Source organism: Enterococcus sp. DIV1337a, from assembly GCF_051712285.1.
In the GTDB taxonomy this organism is placed as follows: Bacteria; Bacillota; Bacilli; order Lactobacillales; family Enterococcaceae; genus Enterococcus; species Enterococcus faecalis.
In genome coordinates this window covers 374805-389559 of record NZ_JBIOOP010000001.1, presented here as the reverse complement: position 1 = coordinate 389559, position 14755 = coordinate 374805, and the positions used below count along the sequence as shown (strand labels likewise).

General features: G+C 37.1%; 18 protein-coding genes. 7 read left to right on the top strand and 11 right to left on the bottom strand.

Going from position 1 to position 14755, the window contains the following annotated elements; translation table 11 throughout:
• Positions 1 to 12: 12 nt before the first annotated feature.
• From IGL49_RS01985 to IGL49_RS01975, 3 genes are all read right to left on the bottom strand, one after another.
• Positions 13 to 609, bottom strand: coding sequence for a nitroreductase family protein (locus IGL49_RS01985; protein WP_104855243.1), 597 nt, complete (start codon positions 607 to 609; stop codon positions 13 to 15).
• A 170-nt stretch (positions 610 to 779) separates the two neighbouring features.
• A complete protein-coding gene (locus IGL49_RS01980) occupies positions 780 to 1715 on the bottom strand; it encodes a LacI family DNA-binding transcriptional regulator (RefSeq protein WP_104855244.1) in 936 nt (311 codons plus the stop codon).
• Positions 1716 to 1719: 4 nt separating this feature from the next.
• Positions 1720 to 2004, bottom strand: coding sequence for a hypothetical protein (locus tag IGL49_RS01975; protein ID WP_162782611.1), 285 nt, complete (start codon positions 2002 to 2004; stop codon positions 1720 to 1722).
• A gap of 114 nt (positions 2005 to 2118) precedes the next feature.
• On the opposite strand from IGL49_RS01975, the gene IGL49_RS01970 reads away from it, so the two are divergent.
• Positions 2119 to 2454, top strand: a complete 336-nt coding sequence (locus IGL49_RS01970) for a hypothetical protein (protein WP_164982909.1) — start codon at positions 2119 to 2121, stop codon at positions 2452 to 2454.
• 182 nt (positions 2455 to 2636) lie between these two features.
• Positions 2637 to 3491 carry a M48 family metallopeptidase gene (locus tag IGL49_RS01965; protein ID WP_104855247.1) on the top strand — a complete coding sequence of 285 codons (855 nt, stop codon included), beginning with the start codon at positions 2637 to 2639 and terminating at the stop codon, positions 3489 to 3491.
• Between the two features lie 69 nt (positions 3492 to 3560).
• Here the strand turns inward: IGL49_RS01965 and IGL49_RS01960 are convergent, their stop codons facing one another.
• On the bottom strand, positions 3561 to 4574 hold the full coding sequence (locus IGL49_RS01960; RefSeq protein WP_104855064.1) for a lipoate--protein ligase: 1014 nt from the start codon (positions 4572 to 4574) through the stop codon (positions 3561 to 3563).
• A 187-nt stretch (positions 4575 to 4761) separates the two neighbouring features.
• Positions 4762 to 5379 (bottom strand): nitroreductase family protein, encoded by a 618-nt coding sequence (locus tag IGL49_RS01955; RefSeq protein WP_104855065.1) that lies wholly within the window; start codon positions 5377 to 5379, stop codon positions 4762 to 4764.
• Positions 5380 to 5490: 111 nt separating this feature from the next.
• Here IGL49_RS01955 and IGL49_RS01950 point away from each other — a divergent pair, with 111 nt between their 5' ends.
• Positions 5491 to 5838, top strand: a complete 348-nt coding sequence (locus IGL49_RS01950; RefSeq protein WP_002355464.1) for a winged helix-turn-helix transcriptional regulator — start codon at positions 5491 to 5493, stop codon at positions 5836 to 5838.
• A gap of 13 nt (positions 5839 to 5851) precedes the next feature.
• Here the strand turns inward: IGL49_RS01950 and IGL49_RS01945 are convergent, their stop codons facing one another.
• Both IGL49_RS01945 and IGL49_RS01940 read right to left on the bottom strand, forming a co-directional pair.
• A complete protein-coding gene (locus IGL49_RS01945) occupies positions 5852 to 6811 on the bottom strand; it encodes a GDP-mannose 4,6-dehydratase (protein WP_104855066.1) in 960 nt (319 codons plus the stop codon).
• 22 nt (positions 6812 to 6833) lie between these two features.
• Positions 6834 to 7802, bottom strand: coding sequence for a TDT family transporter (locus tag IGL49_RS01940; protein WP_104855067.1), 969 nt, complete (start codon positions 7800 to 7802; stop codon positions 6834 to 6836).
• A gap of 141 nt (positions 7803 to 7943) precedes the next feature.
• On the opposite strand from IGL49_RS01940, the gene IGL49_RS01935 reads away from it, so the two are divergent.
• A complete protein-coding gene (locus IGL49_RS01935; RefSeq protein ID WP_002355461.1) occupies positions 7944 to 8771 on the top strand; it encodes a LysR family transcriptional regulator in 828 nt (275 codons plus the stop codon).
• A 47-nt stretch (positions 8772 to 8818) separates the two neighbouring features.
• Here the strand turns inward: IGL49_RS01935 and IGL49_RS01930 are convergent, their stop codons facing one another.
• Positions 8819 to 9229, bottom strand: a complete 411-nt coding sequence (locus IGL49_RS01930) for a DUF4809 family protein (RefSeq protein WP_002375889.1) — start codon at positions 9227 to 9229, stop codon at positions 8819 to 8821.
• A gap of 15 nt (positions 9230 to 9244) precedes the next feature.
• Positions 9245 to 9607, bottom strand: a complete 363-nt coding sequence (locus IGL49_RS01925) for a DUF4809 family protein (protein ID WP_002364850.1) — start codon at positions 9605 to 9607, stop codon at positions 9245 to 9247.
• Between the two features lie 167 nt (positions 9608 to 9774).
• Here IGL49_RS01925 and IGL49_RS01920 point away from each other — a divergent pair, with 167 nt between their 5' ends.
• The 3 genes from IGL49_RS01920 (at position 9775) to IGL49_RS01910 (ending at position 11956) form a co-directional block, all read left to right on the top strand.
• On the top strand, positions 9775 to 10728 hold the full coding sequence (locus IGL49_RS01920) for an L-lactate dehydrogenase (RefSeq protein ID WP_002358635.1): 954 nt from the start codon (positions 9775 to 9777) through the stop codon (positions 10726 to 10728).
• 132 nt (positions 10729 to 10860) lie between these two features.
• Positions 10861 to 11367, top strand: a complete 507-nt coding sequence (locus IGL49_RS01915; protein WP_010710809.1) for a phosphatidylglycerophosphatase A family protein — start codon at positions 10861 to 10863, stop codon at positions 11365 to 11367.
• 139 nt (positions 11368 to 11506) lie between these two features.
• Positions 11507 to 11956: a YehR family lipoprotein gene (locus IGL49_RS01910; RefSeq protein ID WP_104855069.1), complete on the top strand. Its 450-nt coding sequence runs from the start codon at positions 11507 to 11509 to the stop codon at positions 11954 to 11956.
• A gap of 51 nt (positions 11957 to 12007) precedes the next feature.
• Here IGL49_RS01910 and IGL49_RS01905 read toward each other — a convergent pair whose 3' ends face one another.
• Together IGL49_RS01905 and nhaC are read right to left on the bottom strand one after the other, a co-directional pair.
• On the bottom strand, positions 12008 to 12925 hold the full coding sequence (locus tag IGL49_RS01905; RefSeq protein WP_104855070.1) for a hypothetical protein: 918 nt from the start codon (positions 12923 to 12925) through the stop codon (positions 12008 to 12010).
• A gap of 361 nt (positions 12926 to 13286) precedes the next feature.
• Positions 13287 to 14693 (bottom strand): Na+/H+ antiporter NhaC, encoded by a 1407-nt coding sequence (gene nhaC / locus IGL49_RS01900; protein ID WP_104855071.1) that lies wholly within the window; start codon positions 14691 to 14693, stop codon positions 13287 to 13289.
• Between the last annotated feature and the right edge of the window lie 62 nt (positions 14694 to 14755).

The window sequence follows — 14755 nt, the reverse complement described above, 5'->3', positions numbered from 1 at the left end:
TAAAGCAATGATTTAGTTAAATTCTTTGAAACGAGTACTATCTTCCATGTATTCTTTTTCGCCAGCTGGCGCTTCAATGGAACCAATAACCATTTGTGCACGTAAATTCCAGTTTGCAGGAATTGACCATTCTGCAGCAACCGCTTCGTCAATGACTGGGTTGTAGTGTTGTAGGTTTGCGCCGATATTTTCTTGCGCTAAGGCAGTCCAAACGTTCGCTTGTGTTAAACCAGTTGCTTGTTCAGACCAAACAGGGAAGTTATCCGCATATAATGGGAAGCTATCTTGTAAGTTTTTCACGATATCTGTATCTTCAAAGAATAAAATTGTGCCCGCACCAGCTGCAAAGCCTTGTAACTTAGCTTGTGTGTTTGGAAAAGCTTCTGCTGGAGTCAATGGTTTTAAGGCATCTTCAGTTATTGACCATAATTTTTTGTGGGCATCGCCGAATAAGAACACAACGCGTTGTGTTTGAGAGTTAAAAGCTGTTGGACTTTCTCTAACAACTTCTTTTACTAAAGCCGTTACTTCTTCTTTTGAAATTGGTAAATTTTCTCCTAAAGCATAGATCGAACGACGGTTTTTCATCATTTCAGTAAATTTTGACATAATATGTTCATCCTTTCGAATTTCCTCAGTAAATTCATTTAATTTTGTTTACATGCTTACTATACTACCTTACTAAAAGTAAGTAAAGGTTTTTGCCTTACTTTTTGTAAGTTTTTTTGTTTTTTAGCGAAAAACCTTATTCTACCAAAGAAAAAACAACCAGAATTTTTCTAAGAAAAAGAAAAATTTGGTTGTCGATTAATAAATGTAGAAGTCAATTGGACCGTTTTCGGCCGTTTTTCTTGAAATAAGTGTGTGGCTTTTCCTCCTAATTCCATTAATGGATGACAGATTGTTGAAAAATTTAAAATTTCACTTAATAAGGTTTGTTCCTGTCCCACTAAAAAGAGTGGTCTTTCAATAACGGCTTGAATCCCTGCGGCAATTTCATCACCGTTGGTCACAACCGCTTGGAGCGTTGGATCTTGCGCACATTGACGTCCTACTTCACACCCATCTTCATACGTTAAACAGCCCTTAAATAACCGATTTTCGGGAATCTCTCCATAAATTTCCTGATATGCGTCAACTAAATAACGTGCGCTTGTACTTTTTTCTGGGACACGGTTAATCGTAATTGCCACTTCATTGCATCCTTGTTGTTTCAATGCTTGAAAAACCCGACGATAAACCGTTAAACGATCGATATAGATACTAGCATAACTAGGGTCTTCTATTTTTTCACAAAAAACAACTTGCTCTTTATACGGAGCAAACACACTTAAAGGATTTGCCTTTGATAAAACAATCATGCCATCAAACGCACCCGTGGCCATTTTTTCCAAGTAACTTTTTTCAACTTCTTTATCATAATCCGTTGGTAATAAACTAACCATCATCCCTTGCTGAAACGCTTGGTGGATAATCCCACTTAAAATAGCATCAAAATAAGGTTGATTCGTATAAGGAACCATGACACCTAATGTGTTACTTTTCCCAAAGCTGAGATTTCTCGCTAATATATTGGGCTTATAGCCCAACTCATCAATAATTGCTTGGATTTTCAGTCGTTTTTCCTCAGAAACATATGGGTGATGATTAATCACGCGCGAAACAGTCGTAACTGAAGATCCTGAAAGCCGAGCAATTTCTCGAATTGTTGTCATAATTTCACCTCGTTGCTTTACAAAATTGAGTTAAATAAGGCACAATTCCTGTCCCGTAATCGACAAAACGATAAAAGGTCTCCTGCCAAGCAAAAGAAATTTCCTGAATATCCTCCTGCTGTGTCAAGTGCCACTCCGTTATCTGATGGTACGGAATTTCTTGATGCCAAATCTTGTAGTATTTTTTGGGACTATTTAACTGAAGACTTTTGGCTGTCGTAGTCACCGAGACAAAATAGTAATCCATACCAAGTCTATCACTTATCTCCACTATAACATTCATTTTCATGCCCTCCAATATTTTGATACACCTAGCTTAACTTATGAAACGCGTACCAGAGCAAGAAGAAAAATAAAAAAAGTGAGACCATGTTATACTAAATGTATCATATAAATGCAAAGGATGAGTGTAATGGAAACTGTTACAGTAGCAACAAAAAGCGACTTACTAACGAATTTGAACAACCAAACGGATGAAATCATTATCTCGGGGGCACTTGCACATGAAATTTACCACTTAAAAAAACAACAATTAACCGAAACGGAAGAAATGGGCTTTTTAGTGGGCAGCCAAGGTGCGGGCTCATTTTTAACGTATTTAATCGAGAAGTTATCCTATATAAATTCAGAGCTATCGCCAGAAGAACAAAAAATTGAACATGCGATTTTGCGTTTGTATGTCATAAAAAAATTAACTCCAGAAACTACTTTATTACGTCTAAAACAGTTAAATTATTAAAATTTTATTTAATCAAGATAGACCAATTCCCCGCGTACAACGAGTCCCTTTCATTAATCACTTGATATAATTACCTTTATCCAAGCTCCCAGCATTGTCATTACCGATTAACCAATGGTATATTGGAAACAACAGATAAGTCATTTTATTTGAAAAAGTGTTTGAGAAATGTTTGGGGAGGAATGTTTATGTGTCAACCGCAGGAAAAAAAGAAAGAGATTTCTGTTGCCAAGTTACGTTATCGCTTTGAATTACCAATGATAATTATTGGTTTCGTTTTATTGTTTTTAGCATTGGGGGTAGTTGCTTTGTTGATATTGAGTGATTTGCCGATTCCTGACTGGTTATTAATTGTCTTAATTGCACCCATTGCGCCAGTCATTGCTTTTTTTACCATTCGTTATATGTACATGGATACTGCTTCTAACGGAGTGGAAATTACAGCAAATCAGTTACCAGAAATTTATTCCTTGTATATTGATTTAGCAAAAGAAATGGGCTTTGGCACTAAAAAATTAAGGCTGCCACGTCTCTATTTAATCAACGGGAATGGTGTCTTAAACGCTTTTGCGGCAAAATGCTCTTTACACAGACGCTATGTTGTCATTCACAGTGATTTGTTGGATATCGCGTACAATACAGGCGATTTTTCGCTGATTCGCTTTATTTTGGCACACGAGCTAGGACACCATAAATGTGGGCACACTAATTTATGGCGGCTAATGTTATCCATTATTTTGAAACCAGTTGCGTTAGATAAAAGTTTTACAAGAACGCAAGAATATACTGCTGATCGCGCAGGTTTATATTACGCCGAAGAAGGTGCTTTAAGTATGATTTATTTATTTTCAGGAAAATATATGGGCAGTCGTGTGGATTTAGAAGAATACTTTCATAGTGTTGATTTACATGATGATACCATCTGGCTTAAATTGAGTAACTTCTTATCTGATCATCCTGTTGGCTTCCGTCGAATGCAAACATTGAAAAAAGCCAAAGATACTGGCAATTGGGACGTTCATGGGAAATTTTTCTAGCAAGAGCAACCATCATTAAATAAACGTTCTGGGACAAAAAATTTTTTGACTTTTGTCCCAGAACGTTTATTAATCCACCAATAAATGAACAAATTCTTCTTTGGTGATATTTACAAAGTAGTCTTCAAAATTGAACGCTGCTAATGCTTGCCAAATTGATGAATACCGATAGTCCACCCCTAATAAAGCTGCAACGATTTCCGCCGTTTCTTTTTTGGCAAAGTAATCACCATAAATCGTTAGCTCAATTATTTTACCTTTTTCAACAGTCAAACGTGCATCCACGATGCCGCCTTTAAACTTTTCTTCTTTTTTGATCGTAAATTTAGGCGCTTCACCAAAAATCCAAGCTTCATTGCCATACACTTCAGCAACCAATTTCCTAATTTCCTGTTGATCTGCTTTGGTTAGGACATATTCTTTCTCCGCAATTTCAGTTAGAGATTCGACATCAAAGAGCTCCATCAGTAAACGATTGCGAAATTCCTCAATGGTTAATTGTTGATATTTTTCGTCTAAGTACGGCCGTAAATTGGTTACGCGTCCCCGAACAGATTTTGTCCCTTTTGATTCAATTTTTTTCTTAGAAACAGTTAAAACACGTTGAACTTCTGCCAAATCAACATCATACATCAAGGTACCATGAGTATACATCTTCCCCTTTTTTGTATACATGGCATTGCCAGAAAATTTTTTCCCATCAATTAATAAATCATTGCGACCGCTAATCTCGGCCCCCGTTGCGCCCATTTTATGTAATGCTTCAATAATTGGTTTCGTGAACGCTTTAAAATCCCCAAAAGCTTGATGTCCTTCCTGAACAACAAAACTAAAGCTGACATTCCCGAGATCATCATAAACAGCACCACCGCCCGATAAACGGCGAGTAATCACGATTCCCTTCTCTCTAGCATAAGCTAAGTCAATTTCTTCATAAGCATTTTGATTTCGGCCTAAAATAACACAGGGTTCCTGAATATAGAACAACACTAAGGGCTCTTCAAAAGAGAGAGTGTTTAATAGATAATCTTCCGTTGCTAAATTTTCACGAATATCTCGTGACTGCATTATGACATAACGCATAAAGTCGCCCCACTTCTTTTTCTTCTAGTGTATCACTTTCTTTCAAAATTGGTTCACTAAACGTCTTCTCTGGCCATTCTCAAAAGCGGATGATCAAAAAAAAAACGAACGTGGGACAACAATCACTTTGGATGTTTGTTCCACGCTCAAAATCTAATAAACAGCAATTACAGAACTGTTTAGCTTTTTAGTCTAACCAAGTTACTACTTCTGAAACATCTCGTCGGACTGTTTCAAAGCCGGGTGTTTGAGCTTTGCCAATCGGAATGATCAGTCCGTTCACTAAATGATCCTCAATATTAAATAACTTGCGAACTGCTTCTGTTTCAAACCCAGACATCGCCACAGTATCATAGCCTCGATCTTTTGCAGAAAGCATCAGCTGCATCGCAACTAAGCCTTGGTCTAACATTAGCCACTCTCTTTTTTGTTCTTCGCTAACATCATAGTACCAAGAAACATTTTCATTAATTCCATGACGAATTTCTTCTGTCATGGTGCCTTGTGCCACAGCTTTAGCACTGATTTCATCTGCATTTGCCACTGTATAAGCAGTCAAATCGCCTAATAAAATAATCACCGCCGCTGCCCCTTTAACTGCTGGTTGTTGCATTGAAACTTCGTAAAGCGCCTCTTTTTGTTCTTTTTCTGTGACAATTAAAAAACGCCATGAATTTAAATTAGTACTATTTGGCGCTAGCATCGCTTCCTCAATCATAGCCATTAATTCCTCTTTAGGAATCTCAACATCTGGCATAAAATCCCGAACTGAACGACGGTTGCGAACAACATCTTGATACATCATATTTTTTCTTCCTTTCTCTTGCCTTACTTGACATAGTTATTATTACTCACTATCATGGAGAAAAAAAGTACGCACTTTTTATTCACCTAGGAAGAAAAAAGTAACCATTACGTGTCACAAGGAGAAACTATGACCACTGATAAACAAACCAGTATCAACTTAGCCCTTTCTACCATTAACGGCAAATGGAAATTATCCTTAATGGATGAATTATTTCAAGGAACCAAGCGCAACGGCGAATTGATGCGTGCGCTCGACGGAATCACTCAGCGCGTCCTGACAGATCGCTTGAGAGAAATGGAAAAAGATGGCCTAGTCCATCGAGAATCCTTTAACGAACTGCCACCGCGTGTGGAATATACGCTCACTCCGGAAGGATATGCTCTTTACGATGCCCTCTCTTCGCTGTGCCATTGGGGCGAAACATTTGCACAAAAAAAGGCGAGACTTAACAAATAAGTCTCGTCTTTTTTTATCTATTTTGGGTATTATGGGTAAACTTTAGATATTTTTGAAGTCCTTTTTGAATGGAATAAACGGGTGAAAAACCTAAGCGTTTCAAAGCCGAACTATCTGAAAGAGAATATTTTATATCACCATCTCGTTCTTTTTGATAAGAAATTGGCAAAGAAAGCCCCACTAATTGGTTCATTTCTTCAATTAATTGGTTAAGGGAAATGGCAACTTCGGTACCCACATTATAAACGTGTCCCAACGCTTCACTTTTGGTTGCTACTAAATTTAATGCAGTTAGGACATCCTCAATGTAGATAAAGTCACGTGTTTGCTGACCATCTCCAAATATTTGAAATTGGCTCGCTTGCCCATGCTCTAACTGGATATAACGATCCATCAAAATGGACAGGACACCAGAATAGGGTGAAGAAGGATTTTGATTGGGACCATAGACGTTAAAGAAGCGAACTGCGCTTGTGGGCACCCCATGTAAATGGTATTCATTGAGAACATAGCGCTCAGCAGCAAACTTATCAATAGCATAGGGACTCAAAGGGCAAATCACCGAGGTTTCTCTTTTAGGCAACGTTGGCTCTGCACCGTAAACGGCTGCTGACGAAGCAAAAACAAAACGTTTGAGCTTTTTCTGATATTTTTTTATTGATTCCAGGATTTTTAATACACTTAAAAAATTGACCTCATGTGTCTCTAGAGGCTGTGCCACAGAACTTGCTACACTGGCCACGGCTGCAAGATGAAAGATATACTCAAATGAATGCTTTGAAAGTACTTCGTCCAATAATTGCTGATCTGTCACACTTCCTTTAATAAAAACCAATTGCTCAGTTTGTTGCAAATTTGACACTTGCCCCATGGACAAATCATCAATCACAAAAACTTGATACTGTTGACTATAAAAATTAGCCAAATTAGAACCAATAAAGCCAGCTCCTCCAGTAATTAATAGTTTCTTCACCTCTTTGCTTCCTCTCTTTTTTTTAATTTAATTCCACTTTTTTCGTGTTAATTTCTCTTTGGAATAAAAAAATGCAATATCGAATGAACACATAACTTACAATAGCCACAGCTAATAAAAGTTCAAAAGTAGACAAAATATTTAACAGACTTGTGAGGCCTACCTTTTCTGCAAATAAAGGTTTAACTTTGACTAATGCTGTCGCAGAAATCACTAATGGGAATGTAAAGGCAGCATAACTTGGATAAAATGTCACTTGCATAATTTTATATAGATTCACTACTACAATCCCATAAATACATTGAGATAAAATTAGCAAGAAAACAACTAATGGCATATACAAATGACCACCCATTGAAATATAGCCAGCTAAACATAAAGAACCTGGCGCTGTCATAATCGTCAATAAAGGAATGGTTGATTCAGGCATTTCTTTCGACTTCGTAATTCTCTTGATTAAAATTGGTAACAAGAGTAAATAAAAGAATAACGCTACCCAAAAAACAATTTTTCCCAACTCATTGATAAACAATTGAGAAGTATTAGGAATAACACCAATTCCGACAAACGTAATAAACCAGCTTGGATAAATGTGTTCCAATTCGATTTTTGTTGGAAAAATATGCACCGCTACAAAATAAATCATTAAAATAAAATGTAAAATCACTGCACCAATCCACAACACATTAATCCAAGCAGCATTGGTAAATATCCGATCTAAGAAAACACAGATCACCATTAAAGCCATTGTAAATGTTGGTGATACCGAAGCAATAATTGGATCATCTAAGGTGCTTAATGCATGTTTCATTGTAAAAATAATTTTTAAAATAACTACAATCATTAAGAGACTGCCAAGTACACAATAAATGGTCCCAATTGTTGCGTATCCCAAGGAATAAAGTAAATTCCCCAAAGAAACCATCCCTAAAATTAGTCCACAAATGGGAATTGGCATTTTCCGCAAGAATTTTTTCGCACTTTCTACCATTATGTAGTCACACTCCGTCTTTATTTATTATTATTGATATTAATCAAAAGTATGTTATTATACTAAATGAAATATTTATATTTGTAAAATAAATATTTGCAATACCAACTATTAAGATAGTAAATAGAAAGAGGCGATTTTATGTTCGAATGGATCAAAACATTTATTGCTGTGTATGAAACCAAAAATTTTAGTGCGGCGGCCAAACAATTGTATATTTCTCAGCCAACTGTTTCTTTACAAATCAAGAAATTAGAGCAACACTTTTCGATCAAGCTGTTCTATCGTAATGGAAAACAATCGGTTATTCCTACCAAAGAAGCTGATTTTTTATATCCAAAAATGCTTTCGATTATTGAAAGCTTAACCACTTCTTTTGCGCAAGCTGCGGAAAAAGAGAATTTTAAAGAAGACTGCATTATAGCCTCTTCAAATACAGTCGCTATTTATTTATTGCCAGATATTATGGAGAGTTTAGTTACCGCTTTTCCACTCATCAACTTCTCGATTCAACTGATGAATTCAAACGAAGTCGTGGATATGGTTCAAAATAATCATGCCCACATTGGACTAATTGAAAAACCCATTGAAACCAAAAATTTACACAAAGAAATTGTTTATGAAGACCAACTAGTTCTAGCAGGAGATGCCGCTTCAAAATTTTGGCTCTTAAGAGAAAAGAACTCTGGCCTACGTTTTTTCAATGAGCTTTATCTCAACGAACATAGCATCAACTTACCAATTATCGAATTAAACAACAACGAAGTCCTACTACAATTGCTAAAAAATAACATTGGGCAATCAATTGTTTCTCGATTATCTATTTCCGATGAAATCCCTTGGCAACCAATTGATCAGTCCTTTGCTTCTCGAAAAATTTTCATTGTCCAGACCGATCACCATGCCAATACTTCCTTCTCTGAAGTTTATAACCGAATCGTTGAAAAAATTCGTGAACGACAAGCCTAAAAAACAGGAGAACGACTTAGCTTTCGCTAAATCGTTCTCCTGTTTTTTTATTTATCAGTTTCCTCTACCAATTCAAATTCAAAAGGTTCTAACTCAAATAGTTGGTGTAAAATTTGCTGGGTTTCTTGGAACACTTGTTGTGGCTCTTTACACAAAAGAGTGCTTTGAATGGTCTGTTTTTTTGATTGAAAAAGAATTCTCGTTTCCTCTTCCTTAAAGACAACTTGATGAGTTTCCCTTTCAAACACCGTATATTCTTCGAACATTTCCATAACTAATTTTTGACGAAACCCTTCTTTGAGTGCTAATAAAGTTACTAAATCTGCAACGGTTAGTGTTTCTAACGCAATTGTTTCATCTTCTACATGAACAAGATAATTCGTACACTTCACATTCGGACAGGCATTGCAGCCGCCATTAATCAAGTCTGAGGTAGTTGTTATTTTCACCTGTTTCATCTTAATCCTTCTTTCCTACTTTTCGAGAAAAACACAAGGGGTCTCCTCAAAAATATTCAATAAAATATGATTGACTTCTTGAAAGACTTCTTCGTGATTTCGGCATTGTTTTTCCATTACTAAACGCAGATCATTCACAACAAAAGTCAACGTCGTCGCTTGTTGGGAAACATGTATACAACGGTTGCCTTTAACAAAACATTCTGTTTGTTCTTCAATGAATGGTTCTTTTTGATAGCCATATGCTAAAGCGATACATTCCAGAATTTCGTAGATTTCTATTTTTGGAAGTTCATAGCTACAGCTACCGATAACTAGTTGAAAACGGTTCGGCTGTTTTTCATTATTGCTTGCATAATACACTGTTGTCGTTGTCATTTTGCCTCCTTATCTCCTCTATTTTCCTACTCTTATCATAACAAAAAAAGCACGCTTCCCTTATTTAAATTGTTAATAAAGACTATTACAGATTGGTATAACCACACTCGGAAAGTTCGTGATATAATTCACTAAGAAAGAAATATTACAGAAAGAAGAGATGAACGATGAAAGTATTTAACAAAAAAGTCGCAATTATTGGTACTGGTTTTGTTGGCACAAGTATTGCCTATTCCATGATCAACCAAGGGATTGCGAATGAATTAATCTTAGTCGATATTGACAAAGCCAAATCTGAAGGCGAAGCAATTGACTTATTAGATGGTGTGTCTTGGGGTCAAGAAAATGTAAACGTCTGGGCTGGCGACTATCAAGACTGCCAAGATGCCGATATCGTCGTGATTACAGCTGGCGCTAATCAAAAACCTGGGCAAAGTCGTCTAGATTTGGTTTCAATCAATGCAGAAATTATGAAAACAATTGTTAACAATATCATGAAATCTGGTTTTGATGGAATTTTAGTGATTGCCTCAAATCCTGTTGATGTGCTGACTTATGTGGCTTGGCAAGCTTCTGGTTTACCTGTTTCAAGAGTAATTGGAACTGGTACAACCTTGGACACAACCCGTTTCCGCAAAGAACTGTCTCAACGTTTAGCGATTGATCCACGCAATGTTCACGGCTATATTATTGGCGAACACGGGGATTCTGAAGTGGCTGTCTGGTCTCATACCATGATTGGGACAAAACCTATTTTAGAAATTGTGGATACGACAGAGCGTTTAACTAGTGACGATTTACCAATTATTTCTGATAAAGTGAAAAATACAGCTTATGAAATTATCGATCGCAAACAAGCGACCTATTACGGGATTGGTATGAGTACTGCACGCATTGTTAAAGCCATTTTAAATAATGAACAAGCGATTTTACCTGTCTCAGCTTACTTAGACGGGCAATATGGGCAACAAGATGTATTTACAGGGATTCCTGCAGTCGTTGGCAATCAAGGCGTGACTGACATTATTGAATTGAATCTGAATGCCGCTGAAAAAGAACTCTTCCAAAAATCAGTGACACAATTAAAACAAGTGATGGCGTCGTTACAACCGAACGCTTAGTAATTTTTTAACTAAAAATAACACTTCAACTAAATTATTCTCTACCAAAATAGATTCTAATTCCCCTTTATCGTTCTTTTTGGTACCATAAAAGAAGAACTTCAACTAAAGCAGAAATTAGGAGGACAAAAAATGGTAATCCAAGGAGATACGTTAGAAAATAGCGCACGTCGTTTATTGCAAGAACGTGGCGTAACAATGAATGATTTAGCTGAACTTGTGTTATTTTTACAAAAAGATTATATTGATAATTTAACATTAGATACTTGTTTAGAAAGTATTGATGCCGTGTTAACAAAGCGTGAAGTACACAACGCGATTATTACAGGTGTCCAACTGGATATTCTGGCGGAAGAAAACAAGCTACTCTCACCGTTACAAGAAATTTTAACGGAAGATGAAGGGCTTTATGGCATTGATGAAATTATGGCGCTCTCCATTGTAAATGTTTATGGATCTATCGGTTTTACGAACTATGGGTATATCGACAAGGTAAAACCAGGCATTTTAAAAGAGTTAAATGCGCATGATGGCGAACATGTCCACACATTCTTGGATGATATCGTGGGCGCAATTGCGGCTGCGGCTGCCAGTCGGTTGGCTCACTCACAACCAGATTTAAGTGATATTACTAAATAAAAAACTTGCCTCTTCATTTTTATGAGAAGAGGCAAGTTTTTTTATTTGCTGGACTTCTCACAAGCTTTCTACTTAACAGTAATTATTTGCCGTGTTATGTTACAGTCAAGAATAAACAGCTAAAGGAGGTTATCTAGAAATGAAAAAGTTTTTACGCGTATTTTTAATTTTTATTGGGGTATTCTTTCTTGCAAGTTGCGGTTCAAAAATAGAGACAAAAACCTTTGTAGGTTCGCCACAAGATGGGATTGATTCCACCTTAACCTATACGTACCAAGGAGATAAAGTCTTAACGCAAACGGCTAAAAACATTGTTTCTTATGACAAATTGGGGATTACAAAAGAAGAGGCAAAAACAGCCTTGGAACCCGTTTCTAAACAATATGAGGACATCAAAGGGCTTAATTACAAACTGACTTACGAAGACAAACAAGCCATCGAAAAATTGACGATTAATTATGAAAAACTTGATTATGATAAAGCCAAAAAAGTGGAGGGTATCCAGATTGATGGAGACTCTTCTAAGGGAATTAGCATGAAGAAAAGCCAAGAATTGGTGGAGTCACAAGGTTATACAGAACAAAAATAATAAAAGAAGGTGTGGAACAATGAACATTGTCCCACACCTTCTTTTTATTAATTACATTGATGTTGCCATCTTCACTGCTTGAATTGGGTCAAAATGATGGACAGAGTAAACTACTGTACCGGCTTGCCAAACTACTGAGTTTCGATTATAGTCAGTGGTTCCTGCCACGTTCAGTGTGATTTGACCAACGGTATTCGGTGCTGGTAATGTTTCTTGTTCCAAAATGTTGACAACATTTTTCGCTAAATCATCCGGCGATTCACCATTGATATTTGAGGCCCGTACGACTAAACTCCAATTGCCTTCTTGCCAAGATAAATAACTAGAACCTGCCGCCCCTTGTTTATACCCAGTGATATTGTAACCTAAATCTACTGGTTGACCGCCATTGTCAATGATTTGGTTCACTGCATTTTTGGCTTCGGCATCAGAGCCATATGTTTTTTTCTCAAAAGAACTAATTGGCGTTAACTGATTGACACGTGCATCATTCACTGGAATCGCTTCTTTTTCTGCATAATATAAAACTCGGAAATTATTTTGATCCGCTTGTGAAGTTGTCGCTGCAGTTAAAAAGTTATTCGTTTGACTCGTTAATATTGCCTGCGGTAAGCCTTGACCAGGAAACATGTTTGCTAGCTGGTTAAGCACTTGGTTGGCTTGGTCATCTGGATTCGCATTTTTCGCTGGTGATTGTTTTTCTGCTGAGCCATTATTTGCCGCTTCCTTCGTAGAAGAAGCTGTTGCTTTCGAATCAGCTGTCATTGTTCCTGACGGTTTCGCATCACTAGATTTTGTTGCTGCTTTGCTACTTGATTCTTTTGTAGCAGATGCTTTCGTACTCTCGACTGTGGTACTTTCCACAGCACTGGAACGACTATCCTTATTTTCTGTACTTTTTCCGCCGCCACATGCTGCTAAAGCAAGGGTTAAAAGAAAAGCACTAGAAATAAGCCCTATCTTTTTCATAAGAATTCCTCCTTGTTTTCCCTACCCTTATTGTACCTTAATCATGTGTATCCGTCACTTGTTTGTGTTTCGTTCCAGTTGGTTTAAATAACAGAAAGTGGACGGTAGGATTCGAACCTACACCTCAACATTGAGCAAGAATAAACTACTGTTAGTCTCTATGAGTTTAACACCACGTTCATCCACCTATTTGATTGATCCTTTGTATCATAACTCAGAATAATTAAATTGCCTTTAAGGAGCTTCAAAGATTATATGAAGAATTGTAAAAATTCTGTGACGAAAAAACGATTGAACCAATCAGTAGATGCACTGAGGTTCAATCGTAACCAATTCTAATTGTTTAATTGTCTGAAAAAACTCACAATTCAGTGTTAGTCCCTGGCGCTTTTATGTTTTCCCTTTGTTGTTTTTTTAAGAATATCCCCAAAATGACGGTGATAATAGGGCAAAGCAATGGGAAAAAGGCATACGGTAAGTATTCTAGTGCACCAACTTTTAACGTTCCCATAATGAAGGTACCACTAACTCCCCAAGGAATTAACGAGTTGACCGCTGCCCCAGCATCTGCCAAAGTACGAGTTAAATATTTTTTATCAATACCCAAACGAGTAAATGAGGATTTAAACGTTTCCCCTGGTAAAATAATTGACAAATATTGTTCGCCAACTAGTAAGTTAATCCCCACAGAACTTAAGGCAGTTAAAGCGATTAATTTGGCTGGATTATTCACATAGCCTTTAATTTTATCAATTAAAGTAGCCACGATGTTAAACTTAATCAACAAGCCGCCTAAACCTAATGCCAAAATAATCAATGCAGCAGAACCTAACATGCTTTCAATTCCACCACGAGATAAAAGTGTATCAATACTTTGATCCCCTGTATCTGCCACATAACCACTCATTAAGATGGTAGAAACTTTCGCTAAACTTAGGTGATGATCATTTACAAAAGCTAAGATGACCGCCACTGTAGAGCCGACTAATAACGTTGGAATAGCCGGTACCTTTTTCCAGGCGAATAAGAATAAAACCACTACTGGCAACAATGTAATCGGTGAAATCCAGAATCCTTGATGTAACGTTTGGACCATTGCGTCAACCGATTGTAAATCCGCCGAACCAGATTGATGCCCCAAGAAGATATAGCCGACAATCGAAATAATAAACGCCGGAATAACAGTGTACATCATGTTTAGTATATGTTCAAAAAGGTTCACGCCACCAATTCCAGCAGCTAAGTTTGTTGTATCAGATAACGGCGAAATGTTGTTCCCTAAAAAGGCACCTGAAACAACTGCGCCGGCTGTCATCGCATTGTCGAATCCAAGAATATGTCCAATACCTAGAAAGGCAATCCCCATAGTTGAAACAGTCGTAAAAGAACTCCCTACCGTCACACCAACTAGTGCACAGACCACAAAAACGGTTGGTAAGAAGAACTTCACTGAGATAATTTTAAAACCATAGACCATAATTGTTGGAATCGTCCCAGACAAGATCCAAGTAGCAACTAAGACACCTATCAGCAAGAAAATAATAATCGGAATGATCCCTGGTTTGATCCCTTCCACAATGCCTTCGTGGATCTCATCCCAAGAAAATCCTTTCCATTTGCCATAAAGCAACAACAACATGAATACAAAAAGAATCGGTATGTGAGGGGTTAATTTTTGACCAATAATTAAGTACCCGAGAATCGCTAACAAGGCAATCAAAATGCCTAAACTTTCAGCGAACGAAACAGTGGGTTTCGTTGATTTCATATGAAAACCTCCTTTTATGGAAAGCGAAAACTGAAGCAATAATCGAACTTGCTTCAGTTTCC

What these genes read in the sequence shown, in the direction of transcription:
- IGL49_RS01985 (WP_104855243.1), bottom strand. Translation starts at nt 609, where the DNA reads ATGTCAAAATTTACTGAAATGATGAAAAACCGTCGTTCGATCTATGCT.
- IGL49_RS01980 (WP_104855244.1), bottom strand. Translation starts at nt 1,715, where the DNA reads ATGACAACAATTCGAGAAATTGCTCGGCTTTCAGGATCTTCAGTTACG.
- IGL49_RS01975 (WP_162782611.1), bottom strand. Translation starts at nt 2,004, where the DNA reads ATGAAAATGAATGTTATAGTGGAGATAAGTGATAGACTTGGTATGGAT.
- IGL49_RS01970 (WP_164982909.1), top strand. Translation starts at nt 2,119, where the DNA reads ATGAGTGTAATGGAAACTGTTACAGTAGCAACAAAAAGCGACTTACTA.
- IGL49_RS01965 (WP_104855247.1), top strand. Translation starts at nt 2,637, where the DNA reads ATGTTTATGTGTCAACCGCAGGAAAAAAAGAAAGAGATTTCTGTTGCC.
- IGL49_RS01960 (WP_104855064.1), bottom strand. Translation starts at nt 4,574, where the DNA reads ATGCGTTATGTCATAATGCAGTCACGAGATATTCGTGAAAATTTAGCA.
- IGL49_RS01955 (WP_104855065.1), bottom strand. Translation starts at nt 5,379, where the DNA reads ATGATGTATCAAGATGTTGTTCGCAACCGTCGTTCAGTTCGGGATTTT.
- IGL49_RS01940 (WP_104855067.1), bottom strand. Translation starts at nt 7,802, where the DNA reads ATGGTAGAAAGTGCGAAAAAATTCTTGCGGAAAATGCCAATTCCCATT.
- IGL49_RS01935 (WP_002355461.1), top strand. Translation starts at nt 7,944, where the DNA reads ATGTTCGAATGGATCAAAACATTTATTGCTGTGTATGAAACCAAAAAT.
- IGL49_RS01930 (WP_002375889.1), bottom strand. Translation starts at nt 9,229, where the DNA reads ATGAAACAGGTGAAAATAACAACTACCTCAGACTTGATTAATGGCGGC.
- IGL49_RS01925 (WP_002364850.1), bottom strand. Translation starts at nt 9,607, where the DNA reads ATGACAACGACAACAGTGTATTATGCAAGCAATAATGAAAAACAGCCG.
- IGL49_RS01920 (WP_002358635.1), top strand. Translation starts at nt 9,775, where the DNA reads ATGAAAGTATTTAACAAAAAAGTCGCAATTATTGGTACTGGTTTTGTT.
- IGL49_RS01915 (WP_010710809.1), top strand. Translation starts at nt 10,861, where the DNA reads ATGGTAATCCAAGGAGATACGTTAGAAAATAGCGCACGTCGTTTATTG.
- IGL49_RS01910 (WP_104855069.1), top strand. Translation starts at nt 11,507, where the DNA reads ATGAAAAAGTTTTTACGCGTATTTTTAATTTTTATTGGGGTATTCTTT.
- IGL49_RS01905 (WP_104855070.1), bottom strand. Translation starts at nt 12,925, where the DNA reads ATGAAAAAGATAGGGCTTATTTCTAGTGCTTTTCTTTTAACCCTTGCT.
- nhaC (WP_104855071.1), bottom strand. Translation starts at nt 14,693, where the DNA reads ATGAAATCAACGAAACCCACTGTTTCGTTCGCTGAAAGTTTAGGCATT.